General features: G+C 65.6%; 12 protein-coding genes and 1 pseudogene. 7 read left to right on the forward strand and 6 right to left on the reverse strand.

Going from position 1 to position 11,923, the window contains the following annotated elements; genetic code table 11:
- The first annotated feature begins 231 nt into the window (after positions 1-231).
- Both VN047_RS07500 and VN047_RS07505 read left to right on the forward strand, forming a co-directional pair.
- Positions 232-429 (forward strand): hypothetical protein, encoded by a 198-nt coding sequence (locus VN047_RS07500; RefSeq protein WP_325541504.1) that lies wholly within the window; start codon positions 232-234, stop codon positions 427-429.
- 72 nt (positions 430-501) lie between these two features.
- The gene (locus VN047_RS07505; RefSeq protein WP_325541505.1) at positions 502-1,272 is read left to right on the forward strand and encodes a hypothetical protein; all 771 of its coding nucleotides are present in this window, start codon (positions 502-504) and stop codon (positions 1,270-1,272) included.
- Here the strand turns inward: VN047_RS07505 and VN047_RS07510 are convergent.
- The 6 genes from VN047_RS07510 to VN047_RS07535 form a co-directional block, all read right to left on the reverse strand.
- Positions 1,269-2,600, reverse strand: coding sequence for an amidohydrolase family protein (locus VN047_RS07510; RefSeq protein ID WP_325541506.1), 1,332 nt, complete (start codon positions 2,598-2,600; stop codon positions 1,269-1,271). The genes VN047_RS07505 and VN047_RS07510 overlap by 4 nt on opposite strands.
- Positions 2,601-2,613: 13 nt before the next feature.
- Positions 2,614-3,102 carry a hypothetical protein gene (locus tag VN047_RS07515; protein ID WP_325541507.1) on the reverse strand — a complete coding sequence of 163 codons (489 nt, stop codon included), beginning with the start codon at positions 3,100-3,102 and terminating at the stop codon, positions 2,614-2,616.
- Positions 3,103-3,193: 91 nt separating this feature from the next.
- Positions 3,194-4,660 carry an Asp-tRNA(Asn)/Glu-tRNA(Gln) amidotransferase subunit GatB gene (gene gatB, locus VN047_RS07520; protein ID WP_325541508.1) on the reverse strand — a complete coding sequence of 489 codons (1,467 nt, stop codon included), beginning with the start codon at positions 4,658-4,660 and terminating at the stop codon, positions 3,194-3,196.
- Position 4,661: 1 nt separating this feature from the next.
- Positions 4,662-6,143 carry an Asp-tRNA(Asn)/Glu-tRNA(Gln) amidotransferase subunit GatA gene (gene gatA / locus VN047_RS07525; RefSeq protein ID WP_325541509.1) on the reverse strand — a complete coding sequence of 494 codons (1,482 nt, stop codon included), beginning with the start codon at positions 6,141-6,143 and terminating at the stop codon, positions 4,662-4,664.
- On the reverse strand, positions 6,143-6,445 hold the full coding sequence (gene gatC, locus VN047_RS07530; protein ID WP_325541510.1) for an Asp-tRNA(Asn)/Glu-tRNA(Gln) amidotransferase subunit GatC: 303 nt from the start codon (positions 6,443-6,445) through the stop codon (positions 6,143-6,145). The genes gatA and gatC overlap by 1 nt, the downstream gene beginning before the upstream one ends.
- 63 nt (positions 6,446-6,508) lie before the next feature.
- A complete protein-coding gene (locus VN047_RS07535) occupies positions 6,509-8,269 on the reverse strand; it encodes a DUF4153 domain-containing protein (protein ID WP_325541511.1) in 1,761 nt (586 codons plus the stop codon).
- Between the two features lie 180 nt (positions 8,270-8,449).
- Between VN047_RS07535 and VN047_RS07540 the strand changes: the two genes are divergently transcribed.
- From VN047_RS07540 to VN047_RS07560, 5 genes and pseudogenes are all read left to right on the forward strand, one after another.
- A complete protein-coding gene (locus VN047_RS07540) occupies positions 8,450-9,766 on the forward strand; it encodes a DUF3089 domain-containing protein (RefSeq protein ID WP_325541512.1) in 1,317 nt (438 codons plus the stop codon).
- An 88-nt stretch (positions 9,767-9,854) separates the two neighbouring features.
- Positions 9,855-10,313 carry a Holliday junction resolvase RuvX gene (gene ruvX, locus VN047_RS07545; protein ID WP_325541513.1) on the forward strand — a complete coding sequence of 153 codons (459 nt, stop codon included), beginning with the start codon at positions 9,855-9,857 and terminating at the stop codon, positions 10,311-10,313.
- Positions 10,313-10,642, forward strand: coding sequence for a DUF1294 domain-containing protein (locus VN047_RS07550; RefSeq protein ID WP_325541514.1), 330 nt, complete (start codon positions 10,313-10,315; stop codon positions 10,640-10,642). The genes ruvX and VN047_RS07550 overlap by 1 nt, the downstream gene beginning before the upstream one ends.
- 13 nt (positions 10,643-10,655) lie before the next feature.
- On the forward strand, positions 10,656-11,651 hold the full coding sequence (locus VN047_RS07555; protein WP_325541515.1) for an aspartate carbamoyltransferase catalytic subunit: 996 nt from the start codon (positions 10,656-10,658) through the stop codon (positions 11,649-11,651).
- Positions 11,642-11,923: pseudogene (locus VN047_RS07560) on the forward strand (dihydroorotase); the annotation flags it as partial. The gene VN047_RS07555 and the pseudogene VN047_RS07560, both read left to right, overlap by 10 nt.

The raw sequence follows: 11,923 nt of genomic DNA on the forward strand, positions 1-11,923 counted from the left end.
GAACCCCCACATCTTGCGATACTGGTACCTAAAACCAGCGCGTCTACCAATTCCGCCACGCCCGCAGGTGTTTTCGGCCGGGTGCACGAAATCGCGCGCTGCCGCGCACGCCCGTGCGGGCCGCGCGGGGCTATAGCAGACGCATCGCCGAGAGCAAGGGCGGAAAGCCGCCTGTTCCGCAGGCGGAACATGCTCGGCGCCCGTTCGTTGGTTAACTCGAGGAGAGTGACAATGACGAGTGCCCCCGACCCGCTTCCCAAGCCGAAGCCCGACACGATCGAACCGCAGGCGCCGCCCGAACGGCCGGTGCAGCCGACCCCGCTCGAAGACCCCGCCGGCCAGCCTGTCGAAGTCCCCGGCCGGCCGGGCGGCGGCGACATCGACCAGCCCGGCCGCGGGCCTGATGAGGTTCCGCCGCAACAGGTTTGATCTCTTTTCCAGCCTTGGGCGTAACCGCATAAGTTGGTATCCTGTTGCTGCACAGCAACAGGAACCTTCGTCATGCGCTCGCCTATCGCTTTTCTTTCGCTCGGTTCGGTCGCCTTCCCGCTCGCCGCCGCAGCGCAGTCCGCCCCCGATGTCGCCGACCTGGCTGGCGCCCGTGCTGCCGGCGGGGAAACCCAATTGCTTGCGCGCGGTTATGTGTCGCGCCATTCGTCCACGGTCGGCGAACAGCGTTATACATTCTGGTGGAACGAGCGCCGGAATCGCTGCCTGTCGGTCTCGACCATCGACGGCCGTTACGGGGCGTTGATCACGGTACCCGCCGAAAATTGCGACACCGCCCCCGCGCGCGACAGCCATGTTCCGCAGCAGCATGCCTATGAGCGGCCCGCTGAATCGGGCTATCGCGATCCGAATTCGCTGGTTCTCGTCTGCTACGGGGCGGGCACGCGGCCGACAGTGACCAGCAAACCGGCGTATAAATGGAATCCCGCGAACCATAAGTGGGAATGGAGCAACGAAGTCGGCAACACGGCGCAGGGCTTCACCAGCGACATCCAGATCGAACTCTACGGCGATCAGGGCCGCATCCATCTGGGGCCAAAACTTGTCGCGCCGATCCACAGCGGCGACGATCACGGCTGGTGGGATCTCGACAATCTGGTCGTCACCTCCGACCGCATCACCGCCAGCTATCGGATCAACGGGCTCAACAAGCCCAAACTGACGGTTGACCGCCGTTCGGGCCGGATCACGATCCAGGCGGTCACCAACTTCTCGGGCCAGTGCGACAGCGGCGACTGGGCAGCCGGCACGCGGCACTTCTAGGGCGCGGCGCGTTTCGCCGCCACGTCGGCCAGCATCGCCTTGAGCGTCGCCGCATCGTGCCAGCGCCCGCCCGCCATCACGCCGAGCGGAGCGCGCAGTGTTGCCGGCTTCATCAGCGGATTGTCGGCCACGAGCAGCAGATCCGCGCCATAGCCCGGCGCAATCACCCCGAACTTCGCCGCGCCGGGCACCGTCTTCGCGATGAATTCGCCCGGCGTGCGCGTTGCGGCCGACAGCACCTGCCAAGGCGTCACCCCCGCGCCGAGCATCGCGTCGATCTCGCCGTGCAGCGCGAAGCCGGGAACCTGCCCCGGGATCGTCGGCGCATCGCCGCCGGTGATCAGCGGCACGCCCGCGTCGGCCATCGCCTTCACGAAACGCGCCTCGAACGCCACGCGCCGCGACAGGTCGACCGCCTTTTTCTGGTACGACGATCCGGCCCATGCCAGCCGGTCGGCGGGCGAAAGATATCGCGCCTCCGGCGCCGCCAGATACGCTTTCACCACCTCGGGCTTGCCGAATTGCGCCGCGATCGTGCGATAGTTGAACAGGTCCGACGTGACGAACGCGCCGTGCGCCTTCACCAGCGCTATCGCCTCGGCGATCCGCGCCGCGTCGGGCGCCGCCTGCTGGTCGTCCGCCGGGGGCTCGGGGAAGAATCCGTAAAAGAACTCCTCGACATGCGCGACCATCGACTGTCCCGCCGCAAGCTGCCTGGCGAGCCCCACCGCCTTCACATTATGCCCGACGACACCGATCCCTTGCGCTCCGGCCTCCTCGGCGAGCCCGGCGAACGCTCCTGCAGAAAGGTTCGTATAGACCTTCATGAAGCTGTAGCCATTCGCTTTCGCCAGCCGCACGATCGCGCGCGCCTCGTCGGGCGTCCGCACGACGAAATGCCCGTATTGCGGGTCGCTATCTACGACGAACGCCGTGTAGATAAACGGCCCTGGCACCTCGCCCCCGTTCACCGCGATCCGGGTCCGCCCGGCGAAGCTGTTGGTCGCCTCGCCCATGTTCAGCATCGTCGTGACGCCGTTGGCAAGCAGCAAGGTCAAGTCGTCGCGGCTCGTCACATGATTGTGCATGTCGGCAAGCCCCGGGAAGAGCCACGCGCCCTTGCCGTCGATCACCGGCGTCTCCGCCGGCAGCTTCGCCTTGATCCCGATGCTGGCGATCACGCCGTCCGTGACGATCACGGTGGTGCGCGAGACCACGCGCTCGCGGTCCATCGGCACGACATTGACGTCGGTAAAAACCACGGTCTCCGCCCGCGCGATCACCACGCAGGCGAACATCATCCATAGCGTCAGCAGCGCGCGCAGCATCCGCCGCGCCGCGTCAGCCGGCGCAGAAGGCGGCAAAGCGCGCGATCGCCTGTTTGCCGCTCGCCGTCGCCGCCATGTCGGTCGTGGTGCCGTCGGCGGCCATCCGCAGCCAGCCATTCGTCGCGAAGGCACGGAACAGCGGCGACGTCGCGGGGATTTCCTGTGCGGTAAAGGTCGGCAGTTCGTCTGCGTCGGTCGTTCCGGTCAGCCGTACGCGCTGATCGCCCGACATCAGCTCGATCGCCGTAAGGTCGGGAGCACCGCCCGAAATCCCCGCGAAGACACGGTCGCCGCCTTCTTCGCAGGTAAAGTTCAGCGGCTGATCGTCGGTCCCGTCGACCTCATAGGCAAGGATCGCGCTCTGCGTGCGTTCCTCGTCGTTGATGCGCATCGTCCAGTCATAGCCGTCGTTCACCGCGGGGGCACCCGCAGCATTCGCCGCGCCGCCAAGCACCGCCGCCATCGCAAGCGCGCCACCGATCGAAACAAGAACTCGCTTCATCATCTGTCCTTCGTCATCATATTTGCACCGAATTCAATGCCTATGACAGCGAAGTAGCTGAATTCGCTGTGAACTGGGTCACTCGGCGGCGTCAGCCGAGCGCTTTTTTCAGCAGCTCGTTGACGACCTGCGGGTTCGCCTTGCCCTGCATCGCCTTCATCGTCTGGCCGACGAAGAAACCGAACAGCGCTTCCTTGCCACCCTTATACTGCTCGACCTTGTCGGCATTGGCGGTCAGGATCTTGGCGATTTCGGTTTCGATCGCGCCGGTATCGCTCGTCTGCTTGAGGCCGTCGCGCTCGACGATCACGCCCGCGGCGTCGCCGCTTTCGAGCATCTTCTCGAACACCTGCTTGGCGATCGTTCCCGAAATCGTGCCGTCGGCGACGAGGCCGAGCAGTTCGGCGGCGTGCTCGGGCGAAACCGGCGAATCCGAAATGTCGCGTCCCATGCGGTTCAAGGCGCCGAACAATTCGCTCGTCACCCAATTCGCGGCAGCGGCCGGCTTCGCGCCCTTTTCCAGCAGCGTGTCGAACCAGCGCGCAGCCTCGACCTCGGCGGTCAGAACATCGGCGTTATAGGCGCTGATGCCCTCGGCCAGATAGCGCGCGCGCTTGGCGTCGGGCAGCTCGGGCAGGCTCTCGCGGCACTCCGCCAGAAACGCATCGTCGAGTTCGAGCGGCAGCAGGTCGGGATCGGGGAAATAGCGGTAATCGTGGGCATCTTCCTTCGACCGCATCGAGCGCGTTTCGTTACGGTCGGGATCGTAGAGCCGCGTTTCCTGCACCACCGTGCCGCCGCTTTCAATCAGCTCGACCTGACGCTTCGCCTCGCCCTCGATCACCGCCATCACGAAGCGCACCGAATTGACGTTCTTCGTCTCGGTGCGCGTGCCGAACTCGTCGCCGGGCTTGCGCACGCTGACGTTGACGTCGGCGCGCATCGAGCCCTCTTCCATGTTGCCGTCGCACGAGCCGACATAGCGCAGGATCGAACGCAGCTTGCGCACATAGGCACCGGCTTCCGCAGGCGAGCGCATGTCGGGGCGCGAGACGATCTCCATCAGCGCGACGCCCGACCGATTGAGGTCGACGTACGACATCGTCGGATGCTGGTCGTGCATCAGCTTGCCGGCGTCCTGCTCGACATGGATGCGCTCGATCCCGATGCGCTTGGCTTCCGGCAGACCCGCCTTTTCATCGGCCTCGATCGTTAGCGAACCTTCGCCGACAAGCGGATGATAAAGCTGGGAAATCTGGTAACCCTGCGGCAGGTCGGCGTAGAAATAATTCTTGCGGTCGAACCGCGACCATTTGTTGATCTGCGCCTCGATCGCCATCCCCGTGCGCACCGCCTGGCGAATGCACTCGCGGTTCGGCACCGGCAGCATGCCGGGCATCGCGGCGTCGACCAGCGACACCTGCGTGTTGGGCTCGGCCCCGAACGCCGTCGCGGCGCCCGAAAACAGCTTGGCGTTGGAGGTGACCTGCGCATGGACCTCGAGGCCGATCACGACCTCCCACTCGCCGGTTTCGCCCTTGATGCGATAATCGCTCATCTTACCACCACTTTTCGGCGCGCGCGGTGAAGCCCGCCCGCTCTTCAATTGCCAGCCCGGCGTTCAGCACACCCTGCTCGTCGAACGCCTTGCCGATGATCTGCAGCCCCAGCGGCAGCCCTTCGCGGTTCAGCGCCGCAGGGACCGACATCGCGGGCAGCCCCGCGAGGCTCGCGGGCACCGCGAACACGTCGTTCAGATACATTGCCAGCGGATCGGCCATCTTCTCGCCGAGGCCGAACGCCGCCGACGGCGCGGTCGGCGCGAGGATCACGTCGCACACCCCGAACGCCGCCTCGAAATCGCGCGCGATCAGCGTCCGCACCTTCTGCGCCTGCGTATAATAGGCGTCGTAAAAGCCCGCCGACAGCACATAGGTGCCGATCATGATGCGGCGCTTGACCTCGGGCCCGAAACCGTCGGCGCGCGTCGCGGCGTACATGTCCTGCAATCCGGCCTTTTCGGGCAGGTCTCGCAAACCGTAACGCACGCCGTCATAGCGCGCGAGGTTCGACGACGCCTCGGCGGGCGCGATGATATAATAGGCCGGAAGCGCATATTTGGTGTGCGGCAGGCTGATCTCGACCACATCAGCGCCCGCATCCTTCAGCATCGCGATGCCGGCATCCCACATCGCGTCGATGTCGGGATCGATGCCCTCGAGGCGATATTCCTTGGGAATGCCGACCGTCTTGCCCTTGAGATCACTCGACAAAGCCGCTTCCCAATTCGGCACCGGCAGGTTCAGGCTCGTCGCGTCCTTCGGATCGAAGCCCGCCATATTCTCGAGCATGATCGCGCAGTCGCGCACGTCGCGCGCCATCGGCCCCGCCTGATCGAGCGAGCTTGCGAACGCCACGATGCCCCAGCGCGAGCAACGGCCATAAGTCGGCTTGATCCCGCTGATGCCCACGAACGCCGCCGGCTGGCGGATCGAGCCGCCGGTGTCCGTCCCCGTCGCCGCGGGGCAGAGCCGCGCCGCGATCGCTGACGACGAACCGCCCGACGACCCGCCCGGCGCGAGCGCCGCATTGCCGCCGTCCTTGCGCTTCCACGGGCTGATCACATTGCCGAAATAGCTCGTCTCGTTCGACGACCCCATCGCGAACTGGTCGAGGTTGAGCTTGCCGAGCATGCCGCAGCCCGCGTCCCACAGCTTCGCCGACACGGTCGATTCATAGCGCGGGACGAAACCTTCGAGCATATGGCTCGCGGCGGTGGTCTGGACGCCGTTCGTCGCGAACAGGTCCTTCATCCCGATCGGCACGCCCGACAGCGGCTTCAGCGTCCCGGCCGAACGATCGGCGTCGGCCGCCTTCGCCGCGGCGATCGCATGCTCGGGGGTCTCGACGATAAACGCGTTGAGCGCCTTCGCGCCCGCGACATTGGCGTTGAACGCTTCCGCCACTTCGACAGCGGAAAAATCGCCCGCGCGATGTCCGTCGCGGATCTGCGCGACGGTCAGGTTGGTAAGCTCGGTCATTATTCGATTACCTTGGGAACGCCGAAAAAGCCGTGCTGCGGCGCGGGCGCATTGGCGAGAACGTCATCGCGGCGGTTGCCGCCGGTCAGCGGGTCGGCATCGACGACATCGTCGCGCAGCCGCAGCGTGTTCGGGATCACTGCGGTCATCGGCTCGACCCCGGTCACATCGACCTCGCCGAGTTGCTCGACCCAGCCCAAAATGCCGTTCAATTCGCCTTCCATCGCGGCGACTTCCGCATCGCTGATCGCGATGCGCGCCAGCGACGCGATTTTCCTTACTGTTGCCTGATCGATTGCCATGATCGCCCTAACTTTAACGAAGCTGCGCCGCTAGCATCCCCGCCGGATCGCTTCAAGGCGCGGCTATTCGAAAGTCCCCGATTCCGGCACGCCATTCACCAGCACACGCCGTTGCTGCACCGTCTCGACCTCGATCCGCGCCGTCGACAGGTCGACCGCGGGCTTTTTCGCAGGCGTCGGCTTCGTCCAATCGCCCTGCGTCCATTGTCCGGCATCATTCTGCGTCACGAAATCGAAATTGAGCGAATCGCCGGGCTCGTTCTGCCCCAGCACCCCGATCCTCCTGTCGTCGAGCCACACTGCGACGCACGCCTTCGCGCGGCTGCACATATAACTCGCCGAAATGCGATCGAGTACTTCGGACGGCAGCGCGCGGCCCGCCGGAACGACCCGCAGCCGCTCGGCGAAGGGCTTGAGCAAGGTCGGCCCCTCGGGCCCGGTCAGATCCCAGCGATTTTTCGCTGCCAGCGCCGCTTTGGCCGCATCCGCCCGCGCCTTTTGCGGCGAACGCGCCAGTTCCTTCAGCGCTGCGCGGCCGCTCGGCCCGAAATCATAGGCCATCGCCGCCCAGTCGAATTTTTCGGCGGCCGTCGTCCCCGATTTCAGCCGCGCGACCTGATCGCGCGTCGAAATCGCCCCGAAATCGAGGATCGGTAACGCAAGGAACAGCGCGAGCAGCGCCAGCCCGATCGCCAGCTTCTGCTGCAACGGCCGGAGCATGTCGTCGAAATCGCGCCGCCCCTTCACCACCGCCCACACGCCCGCAATGCCATAGGCGAGCGCGATCATCGCCGCGATCACGCCCCAGATGCGTTCGGGGGTCCAGCCATACTGGATCACGCGCAGATGCATCGAATAAAAGGCGATTCCCGCCAGCGGCAGCACCGCGACCGCGAGTATCGGCGCGGCCCCGCGCAGCACCGGGTTGGTCGCGCGCTCCTCGTCGCCATTACCGATCACCGCATTGGCGAGCAGCACCGCGAACGCCGCGGCCGCCATCATCACCGCCGCGGTCGAAAAGCCCGAATCCCAGAGCTTTTGCAGTCCCGTTCCTGCCAGCGAGAGCAGGAACAGGACCAACGCGACCGCCAGCACGGGCGCGAGCACTGCAAGCACCATCATCACCAGCCGCTGCAAGGTCGCGACGAGCTTGTCGCGTTCGCGCAGCAACCCCACCGCGCCGCCGAACGCCGCACCCGCCAGCATCCAGCCGAACCATTCGTCGTTCAGGAGGTCGAAGATCAGGTTGATCCCGATCAGCTTGAACATCTGCCCGATCAGCACGGTCAGCAGGAAGGTGATCCCGACGAACGCCAGGCTCGCCGCGCCGATCACTGCGTCGGTCCATGCATGGCTGTGCAACCGTTCGTACGGCATCGTCCACAGCTTCCAGAAACGCCAGTCGGGCGCAACATCGCGCCGCGTCTGGAGTAGCGGGGTCGCGACCAGCACCGCGAGCATTCCCGACCAGAAAGGCCATTCGATCGGAGATCCCTGAAGATTATAGGCCGCGGTCTGCCACGCGATCAGCCCGAGGATCGCGCCCCAGCCGAGCGCAAAGCCCAGCGCCCAATGCCAGCGGCGCAGTTCGACCCCCAGCACGAACACCACCGCCGCCACCGCGACCGCGGTCGCGAGCGCACTACGCCAGTGCGACAGCGGGTCGTCGTAGGGATGACTGATCAGCAGGTGAAAGGCGAGCCCTGCGGCGGAGCAGATCGCTGCCATGATCCACGGGCGCAGCGGCCACGGCAGGTCGTTGTCGTCGAGACGCGCTGAAGGCCGGGGCGAATCGGAAGCGGAAGGTGCCGTGATGTCGGTCATAGTCCGCAGCCTATCGTGTAATTTCGTCATCCTGAACCTGTTTCAGGATCTATGACCTCAGGCCGCGAATTGAGACCATGGATGCTGAAACAGGTTCAGCATGACGAGTTGTTTGTAGGTAGACACGGGAGCGGCTAGAGAGGCCAAAATCCGTCTCTTCCCGACCGCATGGAGCGCCGCTTGGCCCGCAAATTCCTCTACTTCATTGCCGCGATCATCATCCTCATCCTCGCCGCCGGGGTCGTGTACCAGCTCTTCCCGAGCTGGATCGCGCGCACCGCGTTCGTCCCGAGCACCGAGTTCAAGCCGCAGGCAGCGGTCGCGCCCAACGCCTACGGAGACCCTAAAATGTGGTTCGCGCGGCCGGGCATGGAAAAGGACCCCTCGGCCTGGCGCCCCGCCGCCGACGGCAGCGAAACCCCCGGCACCGATCTTCCCGGCGAGAAGGCCGCAGCGCCGCTGATCCCGTCCGCCAAGGCCGCCCAGACGACCGCAGAAACCCCGTTCGAAAAGGGCGACGCCGCGGTCTTCTTCGTCCACCCCACGAGCTACTACAGCCGCTCGAGCTGGAACGCTCCGCTCGAGGACCGCGATTCCGACCACCGCGCCAATCTGTTCGTGCAGGGCATGGCCAGCGCCTTCGCCGACGCTGGCGAAATCTGGGCGCCGCGCTACCGCCAGGCCACGCTCGGCGCCTTCCTTGCCGAAGACCGCGTCACCGCGGGCAAGGCGATCGATTCTGCCTATCGCGACGTCGAGGAAGCGTTCGACGCCTTCCTCGCGGGAATCCCGAAGGACAAGCCGATCATTCTCGCGGGCCACAGCCAGGGCGCGCTCCATCTCACCACCCTGCTCAAGACCCGCATCGCCGGCACCCCGCTCGTAAAACGCATCGTCGCGGCCTATGTCATCGGCTGGCCGGTCAGCATCGACACCGACATCGCCGGGCTCGGCCTTCCCGCCTGCCAGACGCCCGAGCAAAAGTCCTGCATCCTCGGCTGGGCAACCTTCGCCGACCCCGCCGACCCGGTGATGGTCACCGACGCCTATGACGGCACGATCGGCTTCGACGGCCGCCCGCGCGCGGGCACGCGGATGCTGTGCACCAACCCGCTCACCGGCATCCCCGATACCGAAGCGCCGCCCGAAGCCAATATCGGCACGCTCAAGCCCACCGAGGGCTTCAAGTCGGGATCGCTGATCGCGGGCAAGATCGGCGCCAAATGTGACGACACGCGCGGCTTCCTGATGATCGGCGAAGCGGCAGTTGCAAAAAACTACGTCGTTGCGGGCTATGTGCTGCCCGGCAACAATTACCACGTCTACGACATCACACTATTCTGGGCGAATGTCCGCGCCGACGCGCTGCGCCGTCTCGCGACCTATGAAGGCAAGCCGTCGCCGGTGCCGCCCGCCGCGGCGCCGACGCCTCCTCCGCCCGCGCCCGTTCCCTCCCCTTCGTCGCCCACTCCCCCGGCTTCGTCATCCCGGACTTGATCCGGGATCCATGGCCGCCATCGCGGCGCCGGGCCATGGATGCTGAAACAAGTTCAGCATGACGAATTTAGACGATAAAGGCGGGTGCATGATCACCACCGCCGCCCCCGAATTTGCCGCCAATTTCCCGAACGGCGGGCGCCTCGCGGGCCTCGACGTGGGCACCAAGACCATCGGCGTCGCCTTCTGCGACACGAACTGGAGCTTCGCGACCCCCGACAAGACGATCATCCGCAAGAAATTCTCGGTCGATCTCGAAACCCTCAAAGCCCTGATCGCGCATCACAATATCGTCGGCCTCGTCGTAGGCCTGCCGCTCAACATGGACGGCACCGACAGCCCGCGCACGCAGAGCACCCGCGCCTTCGCGCGCAACCTCGCGCCGCTCGGCCTCCCCCTCCTCCTGTGGGACGAACGCTGGTCGACCGCTGCGGTCGAACGCGCGATGATCGCCGCCGACGTCAGCCGCGCCAAACGCGCCGAACGCGTCGACAGCGCCGCCGCGGCGTTCATCCTGCAAGGCGCGATCGACGCGATGACGCGTTGATGGAAACGCCGCTCGGCGAATATATCGTCTATTGGTTGATCGCCGCGAACCTGATCGCGTTCGCGCTGATGATCCTCGACAAGCAGGTCGCCGAAAACGGCGGCCACCGCATTTCGGAAAGCACCCTCCTCGGATGGGCTTTCATGGGCGGAGCCATCGGGACCTTCGCTGCCTCGCGGCTGATCCGCCACAAGACACGCAAACAGCCCTTTGCAACCTGGGTGATGATCTGGCTCTGGTTCCAGCTCGTCCTGCTCGCGCTATGGGCGCTCGGATTATCGGAGCCGCCCGTGACCGCAGCGCTTGCTTATTTACCCCGCCCTGCGTAGACGCTCGGCTTTAATGACAACATCAACGATCCGACCCGCCAGCGACTATCCGCCCGGCGGCGATGCCTTTCGCCATCGCCACCTGATCGGCATCGCCCAGCTCGCCCCGTGGGAGATTTCCTACGTCCTCGACGCCGCCGAAGAGTGGGTCGACATGAACCGCAGCGGCGCCGCCAAACATGACGACCGGCTCGCAGGCCTCACGATCATCAACGCCTTTTTCGAAAATTCGACGCGCACCTTGCTGTCGTTCGAAATCGCCGGAAAACGCCTCGGCGCCGACGTCGTCAACATGCACGCGGCGCAGTCGAGCGTGAAAAAGGGCGAAACGCTGATCGACACCGCGATGACGCTGAACGCGATGCGCGCCGACGCGATGGTGATCCGTCACGGCAGCTCGGGCGCGGTCCAGCTTATCGCCGACAAGGTCGACTGCCCCGTCCTCAACGCCGGCGACGGCCGCCACGAGCATCCGACGCAGGCCTTGCTCGATGCCCTCACCATCCGCCGCCGCAAGGGCAAGGTCGAGGGTCTGACCATCGCCATTTGCGGCGATGTCCTCCACAGCCGCGTCGCGCGCTCGAACATCCTTGCGCTCACCCTGCTCGGCAACGAGGTGCGCATCGTCGCACCGCCGACGCTGACGCCGCCCGCGATCGACAGGATGCATGTGACGACCTTCACCGACATGGACGAGGGCATCAAGGACGCCGACGTCGTGATGATGCTCCGCCTCCAGAACGAGCGCATGGACGGCGCCTATCTCCCCTCGGCACGCGAATATCACGCGCTCTACGGCCTCACGCCAAAGCGTCTCGAAAAGGCAAAACCCGACGCGATCGTCATGCACCCCGGCCCGATGAACCGCGGGATCGAAATCGACAGCAGCGTCGCCGATGATCCCGAACGCTCGACGATCACCGAACAGGTTGAAATGGGAGTCGCGGTGCGCATGGCCTGCCTCGACATTCTCACGCGCCGCAAGCGGGGGGTCCCGGGATGGAACTGAAACCGCTCCACATCGTCAACGCGCTGCTGGTCGATGGTGACAATCTGCGCCCGGGCAGCCTGCTCGTTGCCGACGGCCGCATCGCCGCGCTCGACCCGGCCGAACTGCCCGACGGCACGGAAACCGTCGACGCGAAAGGCCAGTGGCTCGCCCCCGGCATCATCGACCTCGGCGTCTTCGCGACCGACAAGCCTGCCTTCCACTTCGGCGGCATCACGCGCGCCGCGCTGATGCCCGACAACGGCCCGCTCGACGGCGCCGGGCTCGTCGAG

Origin of the sequence: Sphingopyxis sp. (assembly GCF_035565275.1) — a bacterium.
Taxonomy (GTDB): Bacteria; Pseudomonadota; Alphaproteobacteria; order Sphingomonadales; family Sphingomonadaceae; genus Sphingopyxis.